The sequence below is a fragment of the Streptomyces sp. Alt3 genome (genome assembly GCF_030719215.1).
GTDB classification, from domain to species: domain Bacteria; phylum Actinomycetota; class Actinomycetes; order Streptomycetales; family Streptomycetaceae; genus Streptomyces; species Streptomyces glycanivorans.
In genome coordinates this window covers 163505-180782 of record NZ_CP120984.1, presented here as the reverse complement: position 1 = coordinate 180782, position 17278 = coordinate 163505, and the positions used below count along the sequence as shown (strand labels likewise).

Below are 17278 nucleotides of genomic sequence, written 5' to 3'. Positions count from 1 at the left end.
CGCCGACGTCGTGCGGGGTGTCAGCGCTTGATCGTGACGCACGGCATCCGGTCGTGGCCCGTGACCTCCACACAGAGCTGCGAGCGGTGCGGGAAGCTCTTGTTAATCTTCCATGCCGCGTGCTCGAACCGGTGGCCGCGCGTCTCCCGGGCACTGGTCGCCTTCCACCCCCGCACCGTCCGGACATAGCTCCCGCGCTGCCAGAGGCTCACCCGGGCCCTGGCACCGTCCTGCCAGCCGTCCAGGAGCACCCGCACCTCGCGCACCTTCAGCCCCTCACCGATGACCCCGATACCCACCGGCCCGTCCTCAGCGGTCCCACTGGCATGCGCGGGCGCCTGACCCAGACATCCCAACGCCATCACGGACACCTCCACACACATGATCCTTCGCATGCCGTGCCCAACGGCGCGGTGCCACCACTGGGCACCGATGACGGCCACAGCTCACCCGCGAGAGCAACACCCGCCCACAACAGCTGCAAAAGCGACGGGGCATGATGTCCCCCGCCGGGCTGGTGTCGGCGTACACCTGAAAGTGCACAGGTAGGTACAGCTGAACGTGCACCGCGGTGGTGCTCGAGTCCGTCGGCTCTTCGGTTTTGCTGGTCACTCCTGTCGGCCGGGAGTGAGGCGGGCCGCGCGGGTGGTGAGGTGGCGCCGTTCCGGTGTAGTGGTGGTGCGTCGGGCTGCTTCGCGGAAGGCGTGGGCCGCCGCGTCGTGGTTGCCGAGCTGCTCCAAGAGGTGGGCCCGGACCGCGAGCAGGCGGTGGTGGTGTGCGGTGCGCCGGTCGGACTCCAGTGCCGTCAGCAGGTCGAGTCCGGCGGTCGGTCCGTGCACCATCGCGACAGCGACCGCTCGGTTGAGGGCGACGACCGGGTTCGGGGCCAAGTGCTCCAACAGGTCGTACAGGGCGAGGATCTGCGGCCAGTCGGTGGCGTCGACGTGTTCGGCCTCATCGTGGACGGCGGCGATCGCCGCCTGCAGCTGGTACGGGCCGACCCGTCCCCCGGGCAGGGTCCGGCTGATCAGGACGACGCCCTCCGTGACCAGCTGGCGGTCCCAGAGGGCGCGGTCCTGCTCGGCCAGCGGCACCAGAGCGCCGCCGGGTCCGGTGCGGGCGGCGCGGCGCGCGTCGGTGAGCAGCATCAGGGCCAGCAGCCCGGCGGTCTCGGCGTGGTCGGGCAGCAGGCGGTGCAGCAGCCGGGTGAGCCGGATCGCTTCGGCCGACAGGGCAGGCGCTGTCAGGTCGTTGCCGGCGGTGGCGGTGTAGCCCTCGTTGAAGACCAGGTACAGCACATGGAGCACCGCTTCCAGGCGTTCGGCCCGGTCGGCCGGCTGCGGCAAGCGTAGCGGCGTCGCGGAGTTCCTGATGGTTTGCTTGGCGCGGCTGATGCGCTGGGCCATGGTCGCCTCGGGCGCCAGGAAGGCGGCGGCGATCTGTGCGGTGGTCAGGCCCCCGACCGCGCGCAGGGTCAGGGCGATCCGGCTGGGCTCCGACAGCGCTGGGTGGCAGCACAGGAACAGCAGCGCCAGGGAGTCGTCCCGGTCCGCAGTCGCCTCGGCGTCCGCGGCGCGGCTGAGCAACTCGGCCTGCGGGGTCGCGAGGGCGATGCGGTCCTCGCGCCGGCGCCGCGCCTGCTCGCTGCGGACCTGGTCCACCAGCCGGCGGGAGGCGACAGTGACCAGCCATCCCCGGGGATTGTCCGGCAGTCCCTCGGCGGGCCATTGCAAGGCGGCTGCCAGCAGGGCTTCCTGGACGGCGTCCTCGCAAGTGTCGAAGGCGCCGTAGCGGCGGACGAGCGCGCCGAGGACCTGCGGCGCCAGCTCGCGCAGCAGGTCCTCGACGCCGGGTTCCCCGCTCACAGGTCCGTCGCGGCGTCGTGCAGGACCGGCCAGAGCTCGACCGGATCGGTGTCCGCGAAGGGCATGTCGGCGGCGATCTCCTGCGCGCGCTCCAGGGACTCGCAGTCCAGCATGTAGAAGCTGGCGAGATACTCCTTGGTCTCCAGGTACGGCCCGTCGGTGACCGCCGGGGCGCCGTCCTTGCGACGCACCAGCTGCGCGTTGGCCACGTCCGCCAGGCCGTAGGCGCCCAGCAGTTCACCGCTCTCGCGGTACTTCTTGTTGAACGCGTCCTGCCTGGCGATCGCCTCGGGCCAGGCGTCGTCCGGGAAGGAGTCCACTTGGCCTGGTTGCCGTAGATCATCGCGACGTACTTCATCAGGTGTCTCCTTGTGTCCCGCGCACCCCCTTGGCGCGCTTCCATCCCTCAGTCGGAGCCGCGCACGCCTGCTCGACATCCGGCACAGAAAAAAATTCCCCGACTTTTCCTCCGGCGCGTACCGGCGGGCCGCCGCCCCAAACGATCAACCTATCCGGCACCCTCCGCCCAGGGACAGCCACCCGCACTGGTGCACGTTCACTTGCCTCATACCCCGACACCGGGCACTACGGCCAGCTCCTGACGGCCCGCCAGGCAGGTCCTGAGTACCGTGGCTTCTCCGTGGTGAGTGGCGGCGTTCCCTCTGACCTGCTGTGGTGAGTTTCCTGCCGGGGAACTCACCACGGCCGCGCCGGCCAGGACGAGGGTCAGCGGGCCGGTGAGCGCTGGGTGCTCGTAGGACAGGTACGCCAGCGCGCCCAGCACCAGGCCGACGACGAGCGCCAGGAGCAGCGGGACCAGGAGGGCGGAGATCGGACGTGGACACGGACATCACCCTTCTCTGTAGGACGCTCCGCTCGAGCGCGGGGCCAACAGTCCGCACCGGCCGCCGGTCATTCAAGCGTTCGCGAAAATCCGTCCCGGCCCTCTGCCGGACGGGTCCTGACCGGGCGTAGAAGCGGATTCGCGAGCGCTTGACGAACGGGTGGTGCGGGGTGGTGGCAACACGATCGAGGAGGCGGGGCTTAAGGGCCTGGTTTTGGCCCTAGGCGATCTCCGAAAGGACTATCGCGACGGGCAGCAGCCCGAGCTGGCGGTCCACGTTAGCCTCGAACAGGTCGCCCAGGTCCTGCGAACACCGCGTTCTTCACCCGCGACCAGCGCCGCCGCTTCGTCCCCGCCTACCACCCGACGACGGTCCGAAGAGCCAGATGATCGCCCGGGGCGCCGACCTGCTGTCGCACGCCCCGGACAGCGCCGGATGACGGACCCGCAATCTCGAGTTCGAACGCGCGCGTTGCGGGAACCGCGGACGGGATGCTTGCGTGAGTCGTGATACCGGAGCTACCGGTAAGGGCGGATCGACGGAGGTCGCGCACGTGGAACGGGGCGCTCTGATCGCGGACCGGTACGAGCTGGAGGAGCCGCTCGGTCGCGGGGGCATGGGTGAGGTCTGGTCCGGTCGCGACCGCGTTCTGCACCGCGGCGTCGCCGTCAAGCTCCTGCGCCGCGACGAACACGCTCCCGCCGAGCTGATCCAGCGGTTCGAGCGCGAGGCGGTGGCGGCGGCCCAGATCAACCATCCGAATATCGTCGCCTTGTACGACCGCGGTGTCTCCGGCGACCTGTGGTACCTCGTCATGGAGCGGGTCGAGGGCGCCAGCCTGGCCCACGACATGCACGAGCACGGTCCGCTGCCCCTGGGCCGGGCCCTGGAGATCACGTCGCAGGTCTGCGCGGCACTCGTCGCGGCGCATGCCGCGGGAGTCGTCCACTACGACATCAAGCCGTCGAACGTCATGCTCACGGCCGGGGGCTCGGTCAAGGTCGTGGACTTTGGCATCGCCGGTTTCACCCATGCCCACACGTTCACCGTGGCGCCCACGACGCTCCTGTCCCCCGTTGGCACCGCCCAGTACGGGGCGCCGGAGCAGTTCCTGGACCAGCGCGGTGACGAGCGTTCGGATCTGTACGCCCTTGGCAGCCTCCTGTTCACCCTACTCACCGGCGAGCCTCCCTTCGGCGACGGCGGCGCCCTCTCGTTGATTCGCCGCAAACTCGACGGGGAGGCTCAGCGGGTAACCGCCCTGCGTCCCGACGTCCCCGCAGCGGTCGCGAATCTCCTCACCGAGCTTCTGCGGCGCGACCCAGAGGCGCGCCCTCGCTCCGCGTCGGACGTGCACGAATGCCTGGCTGGCCTGCACCGGAAAGCGGCCGTCCCGGCAGGCGAACGCGACGGTGCGGAGCCAAAGACATCAGCCGTCCCCGAGCCAACGGCGACCCGGCCGCTCACCGCCGCCCCCGACAAGAGCGACCCCGGCCCGGACGTCACACCCAGAGGGTCGACCGACGCCGGGACGACGGCACGGCGTCGGCCCACGGGACGTACGCTTCCGGTACTGGTGGCCACCGGCCTCCTGGCGATTACCCTCACCACCTACTACGCGGACGCCTGGGGAGACGACCCGTCGAGCCCCAACCCCACCCCCACCTTCACCCCAGCGCGATACCAGCGGATGCCGGACCTGTGCAGCTACCTGCAACGCAACGACATGCGAGGGCGGGAGGAACTGCCGGCCGAGGAGCTGCTCGATGACGGCAACAACAACAGCAAGCAGGCGAACTGCGGTTGGGCCAGCCCAGACAGCCAGAAGTTCAACACCTACCAGATGATCGTCAGCGCGCAGCTGTACTCCTCGAAGGAGGCCGCGACCAAGGCGCTGGGAAGGATCACGCTGGGACGTCGTTCGGGGGACTCACCCGGCACGACCAAGGTCCTCGAAGAGGTGGGTGACCACGCGGTCCGGTCGATCATGGACGAGAGCCGCCGGGCGGACGGCAAGTTCAACAGCTCGTGGGTGTATTTCCGGCAGGAGAACCTGATGGTGACCGTCTGGTACTCGGAGGACGTCAGGTTGCACGAGTCGGGCAGCCCGGAACGCGTCGCCGACCTCGCACGTGGGCAGGCCACGTCCCTGGATCGGTTCGTCACCGAGGAGCCCGAGAACCGGGAGAAGCCGGTCTGGGGCTGACGCGCCATCGATCCCGTCACGGAGAGGAGGGGCCGGTCTCCGGGGACGAGCGGACGCAGGCGCGGGCCCGGGGTGTGGCCGGGTTCCGGCGCGGCGCCGGCCGTGGTGGCGAGCCCGAGTTCGCGCTCACCGAGGGGTGTGAAGGGGCGCTCGACGTCCGCGTCGGTAACGTCAGGGGGTAGTCGGCGTCCAGCGGAGGGGCCTCTATGTCCTTCGTCAAGCAAGCCGTGGGGTTCTGGGTTCGTAGACGGTTCCGTCGCGGAGCATGACGAACAGGTCGCTGATGCGGTGGCGGGCGAGGCGGAGGAGGGCCTGGGTGTGGGATGTGCCGCAGGCTCGGCAGCGGTCGTAATAGGTGCGGGAGACGGGATCGTGCAGGGCGGCGAACGCGGACAGGAACATCGCGCGTTTGAGCTGCCGGTTGCCGGCTCTGGGGGCGTGTTCGCCGTGGATCGCGGCCCCGGACTGTCTGGTTGCCGGGGCGAGGCCGGCGTAGGAGGCCAGGTGGGCGGCGGTCGGGAAGGTGCTGCCGCCGGCGACTGTGGCCAGGAGGAGGCCCCATGCGCCGCCCCGGGCCTGGACGAGGAAGCGCACGATCTCGAGGCCCCGTCCGTTCTCGGCCTCGTCGCACAGGTGCGCCGGAGGACAGGGATGGCGTCTGGCTCCGTCGCCAACCTCGATGCGCAGTCGGTCGTCCTCGATAACAACGTCCAGGCTGACCTGTGTGCCGCCGCTATGGATGAGCGAGTTAGTGAGCAGCTCGCTGACGATCAGTTCGGCATCATCGGCGAGGTCGGCCAGCCCCCACGAGTCGAGCCTGCCGCGCACCAGGCGACGCAAGTCAGCGACGTGTCGCGCGTCCTGTTCGCGCGGAGCGAGACTGCCGCTGAGCGGGGTGACGGTGAAGGTCACTGTCATCGCGCCTGCGGTGTGATCAGCCACTGCCGAGGCTCGGGGAACGGCGTCGGCGTACGCGGCCGTGGCCGAAGTCCGACAGGTCCCGGCCGTACTGCTCGCGCGTGTGTTCATGGTGGTGCTCACCCTGTCTCCCTGGGCTGAGATCGTTCGGCGTCTGTGCAAGAGGTAACCGCCCGGTCACCGTCTGCGGGTACCGTGGAGGGCCGGTGCGACCGTGAACACCGTGAACGCGATGCAGTTCTGGGGAGTTGAGTGCATGGCCTCAAGGAACCGCACACCCAACCCGGCCCTGGCCGACCTTCTCGACCAGGCGAAACTGACGCGCACGCAGCTGGCCCAAAAGGTCAACCGCCTCGGGCCACAGGCTGGACTAGAACTGACCTACGACCGCACGGCCGTGGCGCACTGGATTGCTGGCACTCTGCCGAAGCCCGAGGTCAGGCCACTGATCGTCGAAGCACTGTCCGTACGTCTCGGACGTCCCGTCACCCACGCCGAAGCCGGGCTCGCGCCGTCGGCGGCCGGAGCCGGGGACAACGGGACCGACACTGTCGAGGAACTGCTGGACCTCGGAAGGGCTGACATGGACCCCTCGCGTCGTGGCGTACTGGCCTACACCCTGTTCTCGGCCGCGCTGGCCGTGCCCGCCTTCGCAACGGCCGCACACGCTGCCGACGAGCCGGTCGCGGACGGCAAGGCGACCACGCGCATCGGCGTCTCGCAGGTGGCCTCGGTGCGGTCGATGACCGACCGGATCGCCGACATCCTCGACGAGTTCGGCGCCGGGCACGCGCGCCCTCTAGCCGCCGCTTTCCTGGTGAACACCGTCGCGCCGTGGCTCCGCGCCCAGGCCAGCGAGCGGGTGCACGCCGACATGCTGGCCGCAGCCTCCGACCTGACGTACCTGACGGGCTGGATGGCCATGTACGACAAGGCGGACGGTCTCGGCACACCCGGCGCCCGCGGGACGCTGTTGCTGCGTCCCGCGGGCGCCAGGGCCTTCGCGGTGGGCGGTCGCGCCGGTGTCAGCCGGTGATCGCCGCCTTCAGGGTCGACGTCTTGCCGTTGGGATGCTCGAACCTGGCGGTGGCGTAGTACTCGTTGGTGCCGGCGGGGTTGGGCGTGTCCCGGCTCACCGTCGCGGAGTAGGACGTCGTCCGCTTGGTGCACGGCTGGCAGAGAGTCCTGGTTTTGCCCGTGGTGCTCCCATCGATCACGGATCCCACACCGATGCTTATCGGGATGATGTACCCACCCTTGACCGGCGTGTAGTTGAGGCGGCTGCGCTCCTGGAGGGTGCCACGGTAGCCGCGCACCTCGTACCGCACACACACCTTGCCGGCCGTGTACGTGAGGCACGTCTGGTCCGCCGTCTGCCACGCGCTCCAGGAGGCGTGCAGGTCCCACAGCGAGCCGTCGCCGAACTCGCCCTGCACCTTGTACGGCCCGGAGCCGGCCGTGTGGACCGGGGACCAGGCGGAGGTCCAGGCGCCGGCCTGCGGCGCGCAGCCTCCCGCACAAACCTCGGAAAGACCAACGCCGGTGCTCCAGTGGAAGGTGGTCGGTTTCATCTCGTAGCCGTTGACGGGGGCGAGGACCACCCTTCCCCGGTATCCCGTGACCGAGCCGGTGTCGGTGACACGCTTCTGCACCTCGGCGCAGATCTGGCCCTTGGACGTGACGCCGTCGAGGGCGGTGTACGTCTTGCAGACCTTGTCCATGGCCTGCCAGGTGGTGGCGGCCGAGGCGCTGGAAGGCGAGGCTGCGACCGCAGACCTCGGGGCTGATGGCGTAGCCGCCGCGGCTGTGCCCGCGGTGGCCGGACTGCCGGTGGCGGCGATCCCGACCGCGGCGGCGACACTGACGAGTGCCCTCGTGAGAGCTCGCATGCTGTCCCCCTCAATTGACGTGCGCTTGAAGAAGCCGACCGCAGCGGCCGGCTCCGCAACGAGACTGCGGGTTCGGCGAGAGCTTCGGCCACACATGACGCGGAAGTGACCTCGTCCTGGGACGTCCCGCGCGCTGACCTGCTGAGATACCGCCCACCGAGTCTCTTCGGCGGGACTGCGACGACAATCGGACAGTCCATTCCGCGCCATGCGAGGTCTCAGCAGGTCTCGTGACAGCTGGTGCAGAATGAGGCTGGAACCGGAGGGCAGGGCTCCCGGTCCCGAACACGAGTGGGGGGGGGAAGCGTGTCGCGCTGGAAGGAACTGCCCGCAGAACTGCATCCACACGTCCTTCGGCTGATCGTGCGGCTGCGCAGGCTGAAAGACCACAGCGAACTGAGCACGCGGCAACTGGCCATGAAGACCGGGTACAGCGCGAAGTCGTGGCAGCGATATCTGAACGGCAGGTCTCTGCCGCCCCGGGAGGCCGTCGAGGCGATGGCCCGCTTGGACGGTGGCGATCCGGCCCGGCTGCTGGTCATGCACGAGATCGCCGCCCAGCGCTGGGCCGAGGGAAAGGCGGTCACCACCGCCGACACCCCCGAGGACTTCTCCGCGACTCCGGAGCCCACCCTCACGAAGCAGCAGCTGTACGGGCGCCACCTGCGCGCCGCGGTCACGGCGGGAGCCGTGGTCACCGCGCTGTCCGTCTCTGCGGCACTCCTGCTGGCCATGCGGCTCACCGAGGCCCGTACCCAGCTCGCGCACGACCGCAGCAATGTTGTCGCGACCGCCCCGGCCACCGTGTCGGAGTCCCTGGTGCCGGTGATCTACACCTGTCGGCTGGAGCAGCGTGACGGCCGCTGGCACGCGAACCTGAGCCGGGTCACAGACGTCCTCCTCTCCAACACCCAGGTGGGGCTCGAAGTGGCTGAGGCGCAGTGCCTGCTGCGCCGGGCGGGCACCGCGCCGGGGGAGATCGACGGCGTCTTCGGGCCGAAGACGCGGAGAGCGGTCGAGCTCATGCAGAAGCAGAACGGGCTGATCGTGAACGGAGTCATCGACCCGCCCACCTGGCAGGCCCTACGGGAGGCGACGCCCAAGTGACCACGGAACACACCCGGCTGGTCGCGGCGCTGCGGGAGCTGCGGGCCGGTGCGGGGCTGAGCCTGGCGGCCCTGGCGGAGCGAACGCTATACAGCAAGTCCTCGTGGGAGCGTTACCTCAACGGCAAGAGCCTGCCTCCTCGCCAGGCCGTACAGGAGCTGTGCCGGCTCGCGAACGAACCGGACGGGCGGCTGCTGGCCCTGTGGGAGATCGCCGAGTCGCACTGGAGCGGGCGCACGGCGGCCCCCGCATCATCCGCCCCTCCCACGGACGAGTCGGCGCGGCCGAATCCTCAGGAGTCGCCACCGCCCGCCGGGACCGGGCGGTGGCGACTTGGCGGGAGCAGGCTCCTCGTGGTGCTCGCGTCGGCGTACACCGTGATCGTCGGTGGTGTCGCCGTCCTGCTGTTCCTACTGTTGCCGGGCTCGGAGGCTCAGGAGGCCGAGCCCCGACCGGCCTCCGTACCGTTCTCCTTCGCTCCCCAATGCCACGGCGCCGCCTGCGAGGGCCGGGACCCGATGCGCCTGATCTGCGGCATCGACCCCGACACCCTCACCTCGTACCGCACGGCCACCGGTGCCCACATCGAGCTGCGCCACAGCAGGAAGTGCGGTGCGAGCTGGGCACGGGTCTGGGGGACCGAGATCGGCGACCGGGTGGAGGTCACGGCAGACGGCCCGACTCATGGCGTGCGCATCAGGAACAAGGACGACGCGGCGACCTTCGTCTATACCAAGATGACCGAGGTCCGTCCCGATAGCACCGTCCGGGCTTGCTTCCGGCCGGCGCAGGCCGACGGCCGGAAGGAGTGCGTCGAGGCTCGCGTGGGCGAGGCCGCCACCCCGGCCCGGACGCCCTCACCTCAGTAGCGTCGGGCGCGTCGACGGCCCCAGCCCTCCGTAACCCGGCTGGTGCGGACGGGTGTTCAGCGTGCAGGCTCGTGGGCGACCTCCTTCCCGGTCAGTGCCGGCGCGTGGGACAGGCCCGCTCCTGAAGACCGTGGTGGGAGGGTGGCCTCCGGGATGCCGGCCCGGCAGCAGCGGCCTCCCGGACGAACGTGTGGGGCGTCAACGCAGCAGGAGCCCTTTACGTCTGTGCCGATCCAGCGATCGAACCAGCGAATCTCTCTGAGGGATCGCTCGTTGGCTCCGGGACGGGTCGGGGGGATTTCAGTACCTGTTTCCGGCTCCCAGCCGCTCGGAGCACAGCGTGAGAGACGTATCTTGATGGCGTGAAGAGACGGCGTCGGTGGTCCGCGATCAGCTTGTGGGCTATGTGGTGGGCGGCTATTACCGCGACCTTTTGGCTCTTGGCCCAGGTTGCCGGTCAGCCGTCGGACCTCGCGGGGTGTGCGGCGAGTGCTGTGTTGGTGATCGTCGTAGGTGAAGTCGGTGATCGACTGCGGCAGCGCTTCTTTCCTCGGCGGGAGATGCGCTGACAGTTCGGCTGGTCAGCGCCCTACTACCCTGTTCTGGCCGCTTCGAGTGAGATGCCTGGTCTTTCCGGCATAGTCGAAGGCGGAGTCGGAGCGACGCTGGGTGACCACGACCAGCAGGGCAAGCCGCAGGTGCAGGAGCACTCCGGGCCCACGGTGGCCCCGGGAGGTCATCCCCGCGGGCGGATGGGTAGCACTCTTACTGAACTGCGAGTTTGTCATCCGAGAGCGTCGTTCTGCATGACTATCACTGAATCCGTCAAACTCGCCATTTCATCCAAGTTAGCCCAGAAATATGTCGCCTCGGCTGCATCAAGTCCAGTTGGGCAGGCGGAAGGACAATCCGCGCCCACTGCGCACCACGCAACGACATGCCCCCACGAACGACTCGCATCTGTTGAGGCAACGGCCGCCCGCTGTTCCGGTCAGATGGGCCGCAATACTCGATCAGGCTCTGTGGAAGCGGCCGCAGCGCGCTCTGCGAAGTCCACGTTGCCGAGCGCCAGGTCCGCCTGAACGCCGTGCACCGCGGCGGGCACAGCTCGACACTCCTGGGGCTCCGGCGACTCGATGAGCTCCTGGTAGTAGACGGAGTCAAGGCCACTCACGTCCTCCCAGACGGTCGACAGAGCCAGCAACGCCCGCACCGGCGACTTCATCGCGGCGCGGTCAGCGAGGAAGACGACACTCATGTCCCCATCCACCACGGCGGCAAGAACCTCGTCCGACGACCGAGCCGGGCGCGGGTGCCCTCGCTCTCGATGACCGCGAGCGGTAGCCACAGGTGGTTGGCCCACTTGTCCCGGGTCAGGCCCGGGTACGTCGCGAAGGCGTTGGCGCCGTGCCCGTACAGCAGGCTCGTGTCGCAAGTCATCCCCTGCGATGCCGCAATCGTCATCGCGTACCGGAGGGACAGGGCCCAGGAAGCGACCTGGTCCGGCGCCAGCCACGCGGACACGAGGGCGGTGTTCTCACCGCGCGTACGGGTGCGCCACGTGATCTCGATCCGACCGTCCTCGCCGGTGTCGTTCACGACAGCCCGGTACCCGTTCAGCAGATCCGGTCCCTGGTCGCCTCGGCTGCGGTAGTAGTTGGTGCGCACCCGTACGGCGTCACCGGAGGCCGGGGGTGAGCCGGTTGCCCCGGGCAGGGCGTAGGTGTGCTCGTCGCCGAGTTCGCCGGCCGCGCGTCGGATCTGCTGGGCCCCGGCGTTGAGCGCGTCGATTTCGGAGTTGTGCGTGGCGAGCACCACCAGCTCGTCGACGAGGTCGTGGGTGTCGGGCCATCGGTCGCGCCGGAGTTCGTCCCAGGCGGTGAGGATCTGCGAGCGGGCCTCGTCCGCGGACTCGGTGGGGTGGATCCGCCCCGGTCGGCGAGCAGACGCAGCACCTGCTCGGGGTCGCCGGTACGCCAGACCTCCAGTGCGTGGCGTTCGGCGGCGTCCTCCTGGCGGCGGTTCTCGTGAAGGGTGAACCCCGTCGTTCGTCTGAACCACCACGTGAAGGCCGTGCTCGGACGTCGTTCGCCGGCGAAGGCGAAGGCTGCACTCTTGGCGTGCGAGACGAGAGGAGCCTTCGAGACCTGCGACAGCTGTGGCTCACTGCGAGTGCTCCAGACCATCGGCTGGACATTTCCGTCGTAGCGCGCACGGAAGGGGCACTGTGGGATCGGGGCCCGGTGAGGACGCCGCAGAACAGGCTGAGCGTTGATTGGTGAGGTGCCGTGCGGCACGGGCGCAGGGCGCGCAGGACCGGTGGTCCTGACAAGAACCACCGGACCCGTCATGCTCAGGGAGGGTGTCAGTTGCCGCTACCACGGGCACAGCCCAGGTTCGATCGACGGCGCGAACGCTGTCGCGGTCGCCAGCGCTGTCGCCTCACCTCGGTTGTCTCACCCTGCCCGACACATCAGGCGTCGCGGCCGCGGCTGCGCGCCCTGCCCGGCTGCTGGGCGGCTGGGCGGCGCCGGCCTTGGCGACGCGTGTCGGCCGTCAGGAGTGTGGCCCACCGGACCGAACCTGCCCGACGGCTGAGCAGACATCTCACACGCGGGTCTGCGCGGCAGCGGTGATCCAGTTCCTGAACTCCACGGCGTAGTGCCGAAGGTGGTGCTCCAGGACATCGCGAGGGCAGGCGCTCGGCACGTAGACCGTCAGGCTCGCGGTGAAGCCGTCGGGGGTGTCACCGAACTGGGTCAGAGCCCGCCCCACGACGGTGCCGTCGGCCAGGAAGAGGTTCGAGGACATCTTGTGCGGAAACTCGGACTCCGGGAGGAGCTCGTCCGCGTCCGTGGCCCAGGCCATCGCGTCCGTTCCCCAGCCGCCCATGAAGAAGGAGCAGACGTGGGGGCCGATGTTTTCCACCACGTTGAAGGCCCCATCGGCCCCGGGTGCCATCACATAGTGCTCGGGGTGAGCCGTCAGGAGTGCGTACTCGTCCCCCGCGAAGGCCTTCTCCATCCAGGCGAGGAACTCGCCTGAGCTGAGCCCACGCGTCGTGAGGACTGTCGTGCCGGCCGTGAAGCTGCCGTCGGAGTCGAGCGCACTCTGACGCAGGAAGGCGTTCCCCTCCTCGATGTCCGCGGCCAGAAGTTCGAGCAGGCCCTCGCGCCCCAACCGCGCCCGGAAGCGGTCCAGGGCGCGGCGGGCGTAGAAGAGTTCGAAGTCGTCGATGCTTCCGGCGCCGGTGGGCCCCGAGTCGAGCGTCACGGTCACGGGCGGGAAAGCCTGGTCGTCGGTCATGGAGAACCTCCAGTATTATGTGAATGCGAATTCGCATTCACATACCGACGGTACACGGAGGAGCACAGCACTTGTCAAAAGTCCCTGGTGGGTCCGCCTCCACTACGATGCAGGGCATGACCGACGAGCCGGATCGCCCACTGCGATACAGGGAACCCCGGCAGGCGCGCAGCGCGGCGACCCTGGCTCGCGTACTACAGGCAGCCGAGGAGATCGCTTCCTCGGCCGGCTTGGAGGAGATGACGATGACCGGCGTCGCAGAGCGTGCCGGAGTCTCGGTCGGCACGATCTACCGCCGGTTCGTGGACAAGGAACAGCTGGTCGCCGCCCTGACGGAGAGAATGCTGGAACGGCGCGAGGAGTACGTAGCCGAGCAACTGCGGAAGGCCGAACCGTCGCTCTCCGGCGTCATGGACGCCTACGCGCACGCCCTGCTGCAGTCCTTCGCCGACAGCAGCAGCCTCTTCCCCGAACTGCTGCGCGCACGTGGAACCACACCCCTGAACCGCGGGGCCCGCACCATCACCGAACTTCACCGCCTCCTGCTGGAAGCGGCAGCCCCCTACGCCGACCAGATCCGGCGTTGCGACCCGCAGATGGCTCTGGACACGACGGCCCGGACCATCCTCGGAGCCTGCTTCCACAACTCCGTACGTCCCGACCCTGTCACCGGAGAAGCGGCCAGACGCCAGTACGCGGACGAACTCGGCAGCATGGCGATCGCCTACCTGCTCACATCCGACGACCGCGACACCACAAGTACCTGAGCCGCCCGTTCGGCACTGGCGGCTGATCCGTCACCGTCACCATCACGGGAGCAGTTGTCGGCACTGCCCCGTGAGCTGCACAGCCCCTGGCCCTGCTGCGTGCATCGTGGCGCTACTGCGAGCCTGGCGAGATCGAACCCAGGGCCGCGTGTTGTCCGCGGACAACACAGACTCCGCCCGCAGCAAGAGGTCGTTGTCCGGGCAGGCTTCACTTCCGGTGGCCAACTCAATGCCTGAGCAGTGGCCTTGGCCGGCCCGTGCGAACTGGGCGCTATCTCCATGCTGACCCCGCGTGCGGGGTGCAGTTCCGGAGGCTCCCGTACGGCATGTGGCCGAGGAGGCCGCTCCCGTGCGCGGAGAGCAGTCCACGGGGACGGCCCTGGCTACCGGGAATGCCCTGCCCGCCGACCGCTTGGGACCAACCCCGCGTGCGCGGGGAGCAGAGGGGCCAGGTGTTGCCGTCCGGCTCCTTGGCGGGACCATCCCCGCGCGCGGGGAGCAGGGTGACCATGCCACCGCGGACACTGGACCCGCGGGACCATCCCCGCGCGCGCGGGGAGCAGGAGGCGGGACTGAGGGGCTGTTCGGTCACGGTGGGACCATCCCCGCGCGCGCGGGGAGCAGATCATCCTGGTCCCGGCTACGCAGAAGCCCACGGGACCATCCCCGCGCGCGCGGGGAGCAGACGGTGTGGGCCTCCCTCCAGGTGTCGCGCTCCGGACCATCCCCGCGCGCGCGGGGAGCAGGCTGACCGACCTGCGGTTCTGTCAGCGGCCAAGTCGCTTCTGATGCACTTTCATCGAATCTGACAATGCACCCCAAACCCCCAATTGCCCCATCCCCCCTGAGCCGCTCACCCCCGAGCATCCCTTCCTCATCCGGGCGACACACCACAAATTCTCACTCCGCCTGCGCCATAACCCTCGACGAGGTGAGTAAGGTAACCGCATGACCGTCCCTTACTCCCCTGATGACAGGGAAAAGGTAGTCGCCAAGCTGCCAGCGCCCTTGCGGCAAGAACTCAAGGTCAGAGCTGCCGAGTTGGGTGTCGACATCAAGGACGCCGTGACCGAAGGCGTGCAGGCATGGCGTGCAGATGACGCCGAGCGCGTCCCCGTGGACACCACTGGCGGCAGTTCGTTCTCCACCTATCTCCCCACGGGGCTGTACGGGGAGTTCAAGAACGACTGCAAGCAGCGCGGCATCCCCTTCAACCAGGGCATCGCCCAGGCGATTCGTCTGTGGCTCGACACCCACCTCTCCCCCAGGCGCACAGCGACCCGGCCCGCGTGGGCCCGGCGGCTCATCTTCGGCAACCAGAAGGGCGGGGTCGGCAAGACCGCCACGTCCTCAGGTGTGGCGCAGGCGCTGGCCGAGGCAGGCAACCGCGTGCTGCTCATCGACTTCGACCCGCAGGGCCACCTCACCAAGCAGCTCGGGTACGAGCTGTTCGACATCGAGTCCCCCAGCCTGGCCAAGCACATGCTCGGTGAGGCGAAGGGAGAGCTTCGCGAGCTGCTCGTCCCGATAGAGGACGGTGCCTTCAGCGGTCGGCTGTTCATGTTGCCGGCCTGCAAGGACGCGTTCCTGCTCGACGCCAAGCTCGCCACGAGCCGCTTCGTACGCATCAAGGAGACCGCGCTCGAGAAGGCGCTGGAGCCGCTGGAGAAGGAGTTCGACTACATCGTCGTCGACTGCCCGCCCAGCCTCGGATACACCATGGACACGGCGCTGTACTACTGCCGCACACGTGAAGGCGAGACATCGGGCCTGTCCGGCATCTTCATCCCCGTGCTCGCCGAGGACTCGTCCGCCGACGCGTACGACATGCTCTACGACCAGATCCAGGACCTGAGCGTCGACATGGAGGTCGAGATCTCGATGCTCGGCTTCATCGTCAACATGTATGACAGCCGCAAGGGTTACATCGCGACCTCGTCGCTCCACAGCTGGAAGGAGATCGGCGATCCGCCGGTTGTCGGCATCATGCCGGAGCTCAAGGAGCAGCGCGAGTCCGTGCGTCTCAAGCAGCCCCTGCTGTCCTACGCCCCGGACTGCGAGCAGTCCGAGGTCATGCGCGCCATTGCCCGGAAGGTCATGTCATGAGCGTCGCCGACCGGCTCGGCACCGGCTCCTCCTTCGGAGGTGTGCCGCGTGGCCGCAGTGCTCGTGGCCGGGCGAAGGCCATAGTGCAGGGCGACGTCCCGTCGTACGAGCTTCGGCGTCTGCCGTTGGAGGATGTCGCACCGACGCCGCTCAACCCTCGTCGCAACTTCGGTTCCGATGAGGACCTCACCCGCTTCGGTGAGGAGCTGCGTATCGCGCAGCTCGCCGCGTGCGTCGCTGTGTCCCGTCCCGCGTACCTGCGGCTCTGGCCGGAGCACGAGGCGCAGATCGGTGACTCCGCCTACGTACTGGTCAACGGCGAGCGGCGCTTTCGCAGCGCGGTCCACGTGGCCCTGGAGGCTTTGGACTTCGTCGTACGTGACGATCTGGCGGCCTCCCGTGAGGAGTTCGTCGACCACCTGCTCAAGGAGAACCTGGAGCGCGAGGACTTCGATGTCGTGGAGCGTGCGCGCGGCGTCCTCGAACTAGTGCGGGTGTGCAGCGAGGAGTCGGAGAAGGGCGCCCGCACGCGTGCCGCCAAGCGGCTGGGGCGTGACCGTTCCTGGATCACCAACCAGCTCGCCCTCCTTGAACTCCCGTCCGAGCTGCAGGCCATGCTCAGCTCCGGCTCACTCCCCGAGCGTGACGGCCGGCTGCTCGCACGGCGGCTGAAGGAAGAGCCTGGGCTGGACGGGGCGGGGCTGCTCGCCCATCTCAAGGAGACCCGGGAGCAGGAGGTCCGTGTGCGCGAGGAGGAAAAGCTTCTCCTTCAGCGTGCACGGCAGACCGCTGCCACAGGATCCCTGTTGTCCACGGACAACGCAGAGCCTATGGACCACTCCCCCGCCCGGGGTTCCATGTTGTCCGCGGACAACACGCCTCGCGAGACGGACACCGCGCTGTCGGCCTCGGCTCGGACACGGACACCGACTCCCCAAGGTCCCGCTCCAGCTGAGGGGCCTGTGCTGTCCGCGGACAACACAGATGTCCGCGAGTCGCAGTCACCGGCAAAAGCCACGTCTGTTCCCGCTCCCGTGTTGTCCGCGGACAACACGACCGGCACGGCCACGTCTACGGCAAGGCCGGACCACCAGGAGGACGAGACGGCGGTACCGGCGGACCACCGCAGCCTGCTCCTGGTGCGCCAACTCGGTACATCCGTCGAGGAACAGGCGCGCACACTCGCCTCGGGGCTTCCCCCGGAGCAGCTGACTCAGCTGATCGAGGAGCTCCACTCCTACGTGTGAGCAGCGATGGGTGCGCCGTGGATCGGCCGATCCACGGCGCACCCTTTTCGTTTTCAGCGGCCACATGTCCTCCGGTGCCGCCCGAGTCACGGACAACCGCCGAAGAGCCGGTATCTCCGCCTGGTGCGGAACGGCAACGTGGAGCGACGCCCG

At 68.8% G+C, this 17278-nt stretch carries 13 protein-coding genes and 3 pseudogenes; 7 read left to right on the top strand and 9 right to left on the bottom strand.

Annotated elements, in window-relative coordinates:
- Window positions 1-20 precede the first annotated feature (20 nt).
- The 3 genes and pseudogenes from P8A20_RS37980 to P8A20_RS37970 all read right to left on the bottom strand — a co-directional run bounded on the left by P8A20_RS37980 (window position 21) and on the right by P8A20_RS37970 (window position 2223).
- Window positions 21-299, bottom strand: coding sequence for a hypothetical protein (locus tag P8A20_RS37980; protein WP_306105387.1), 279 nt, complete (start codon window positions 297-299; stop codon window positions 21-23).
- Window positions 300-608: 309 nt separating this feature from the next.
- Complete coding sequence (locus P8A20_RS37975) at window positions 609-1865, bottom strand: RNA polymerase sigma factor (RefSeq protein WP_306105386.1); 1257 nt, start codon at window positions 1863-1865, stop codon at window positions 609-611.
- Window positions 1862-2223: pseudogene (locus P8A20_RS37970) on the bottom strand (YciI family protein). The gene P8A20_RS37975 and the pseudogene P8A20_RS37970 overlap by 4 nt, the downstream one beginning before the upstream one ends.
- Window positions 2224-3263: 1040 nt before the next feature.
- Between P8A20_RS37970 and P8A20_RS37965 the strand changes: the two are divergent.
- Window positions 3264-4916 carry a serine/threonine protein kinase gene (locus tag P8A20_RS37965; protein ID WP_306105385.1) on the top strand — a complete coding sequence of 551 codons (1653 nt, stop codon included), beginning with the start codon at window positions 3264-3266 and terminating at the stop codon, window positions 4914-4916.
- A gap of 216 nt (window positions 4917-5132) precedes the next feature.
- Here P8A20_RS37965 and P8A20_RS37960 read toward each other — a convergent pair.
- Both P8A20_RS37960 and P8A20_RS38890 read right to left on the bottom strand, forming a co-directional pair.
- Window positions 5133-5471: pseudogene (locus tag P8A20_RS37960) on the bottom strand (transposase); the annotation flags it as partial.
- Between the two features lie 33 nt (window positions 5472-5504).
- A pseudogene (locus tag P8A20_RS38890) lies at window positions 5505-5834 on the bottom strand (ATP-binding protein); the annotation flags it as partial.
- Between the two features lie 256 nt (window positions 5835-6090).
- Here P8A20_RS38890 and P8A20_RS37955 point away from each other — a divergent pair.
- Window positions 6091-6870, top strand: a complete 780-nt coding sequence (locus tag P8A20_RS37955) for an NsdA family TPR-like regulatory protein (RefSeq protein ID WP_511104035.1) — start codon at window positions 6091-6093, stop codon at window positions 6868-6870.
- Here P8A20_RS37955 and P8A20_RS37950 read toward each other — a convergent pair.
- Window positions 6860-7723, bottom strand: coding sequence for a hypothetical protein (locus P8A20_RS37950; RefSeq protein ID WP_306105384.1), 864 nt, complete (start codon window positions 7721-7723; stop codon window positions 6860-6862). The genes P8A20_RS37955 and P8A20_RS37950 overlap by 11 nt on opposite strands.
- Window positions 7724-8029: 306 nt before the next feature.
- On the opposite strand from P8A20_RS37950, the gene P8A20_RS37945 reads away from it, so the two are divergent.
- Both P8A20_RS37945 and P8A20_RS37940 read left to right on the top strand, forming a co-directional pair.
- The gene (locus P8A20_RS37945; RefSeq protein ID WP_306105383.1) at window positions 8030-8830 is read left to right on the top strand and encodes a peptidoglycan-binding protein; all 801 of its coding nucleotides are present in this window, start codon (window positions 8030-8032) and stop codon (window positions 8828-8830) included.
- Window positions 8827-9699 (top strand): helix-turn-helix domain-containing protein, encoded by an 873-nt coding sequence (locus P8A20_RS37940; protein WP_306105382.1) that lies wholly within the window; start codon window positions 8827-8829, stop codon window positions 9697-9699. The genes P8A20_RS37945 and P8A20_RS37940 overlap by 4 nt, the downstream gene beginning before the upstream one ends.
- A 991-nt stretch (window positions 9700-10690) precedes the next feature.
- Here P8A20_RS37940 and P8A20_RS37935 read toward each other — a convergent pair.
- The 3 genes from P8A20_RS37935 to P8A20_RS37925 all read right to left on the bottom strand — a co-directional run bounded on the left by P8A20_RS37935 (window position 10691) and on the right by P8A20_RS37925 (window position 13005).
- Window positions 10691-10957: a DUF6924 domain-containing protein gene (locus tag P8A20_RS37935; protein ID WP_306105381.1), complete on the bottom strand. Its 267-nt coding sequence runs from the start codon at window positions 10955-10957 to the stop codon at window positions 10691-10693.
- Complete coding sequence (locus P8A20_RS37930) at window positions 10954-11514, bottom strand: hypothetical protein (protein ID WP_306105380.1); 561 nt, start codon at window positions 11512-11514, stop codon at window positions 10954-10956. Before P8A20_RS37930 ends, P8A20_RS37935 begins: the two co-directional genes overlap by 4 nt.
- 792 nt (window positions 11515-12306) lie before the next feature.
- On the bottom strand, window positions 12307-13005 hold the full coding sequence (locus P8A20_RS37925) for a hypothetical protein (RefSeq protein ID WP_306105379.1): 699 nt from the start codon (window positions 13003-13005) through the stop codon (window positions 12307-12309).
- Window positions 13006-13121: 116 nt separating this feature from the next.
- Here P8A20_RS37925 and P8A20_RS37920 point away from each other — a divergent pair, with 116 nt between their 5' ends.
- The 3 genes from P8A20_RS37920 to P8A20_RS37910 all read left to right on the top strand — a co-directional run bounded on the left by P8A20_RS37920 (window position 13122) and on the right by P8A20_RS37910 (window position 17125).
- Window positions 13122-13772: a TetR/AcrR family transcriptional regulator gene (locus tag P8A20_RS37920; protein WP_306105378.1), complete on the top strand. Its 651-nt coding sequence runs from the start codon at window positions 13122-13124 to the stop codon at window positions 13770-13772.
- Between the two features lie 948 nt (window positions 13773-14720).
- The gene (locus P8A20_RS37915) at window positions 14721-15878 is read left to right on the top strand and encodes a ParA family protein (RefSeq protein ID WP_306105377.1); all 1158 of its coding nucleotides are present in this window, start codon (window positions 14721-14723) and stop codon (window positions 15876-15878) included.
- Window positions 15875-17125 carry a ParB/RepB/Spo0J family partition protein gene (locus P8A20_RS37910; protein WP_306105376.1) on the top strand — a complete coding sequence of 417 codons (1251 nt, stop codon included), beginning with the start codon at window positions 15875-15877 and terminating at the stop codon, window positions 17123-17125. The genes P8A20_RS37915 and P8A20_RS37910 overlap by 4 nt, the downstream gene beginning before the upstream one ends.
- Window positions 17126-17278 lie beyond the last annotated feature (153 nt).